At 47.4% G+C, this 568-nt stretch carries 1 protein-coding gene; it reads left to right on the forward strand.

What is annotated here, in order from left to right:
• Positions 1–396, forward strand: a 396-nt coding sequence (locus tag HMPREF3098_RS11610) for a hypothetical protein (RefSeq protein WP_210385915.1), incomplete at its 5' end; no start/stop codon positions are given.
• Positions 397–568: the final 172 nt, after the last annotated feature.

Here is a 568-nt window from a genome sequence, read left to right on the forward strand (position 1 = left end):
AAAACAATTGAAACAACAATCATCGACTCATCCATGACCACAAAAACAAAACACGTCCTACACCACACACACACGACACAACGTGCACACATGATGATTACAATTCAAACCAACCCCACCAACAATAGGCAGGCATCACCGTGCGAGTTACCACACGACCGGCATGACCATCAGACAAACACAAACACCACCACAAACAACACCACAACAGAAATGCGACCACATGCTGATAACACACACAACCACACACCATCACCACACACACAGTATGATCCACGCACCACACAAAGGGCACGCAGGCAGCATCATCCGGACAGTCTAACCATGCATCGTTTCGTCACCGTGTATCACGTCAAAAACAACAACAATCACTGTTTCGGTTCATCACGCTATTGAGTTCTCAAACAACATTCGCACACAACAACCACACCCCAACAAACTGAGGCGATCATGCTGCAACGGAATCACAGTGTAACCTAGACCCAAACAAAAAACAAAATCCGGGTGAACACCGCCCCACACTGCCGCAGGACCTAACGTGCTACTTACCTAACAACCAACACAACAC

This window comes from Corynebacterium sp. HMSC28B08 (assembly GCF_001806865.1).
GTDB classification, from domain to species: Bacteria; Actinomycetota; Actinomycetes; order Mycobacteriales; family Mycobacteriaceae; genus Corynebacterium; species Corynebacterium auriscanis.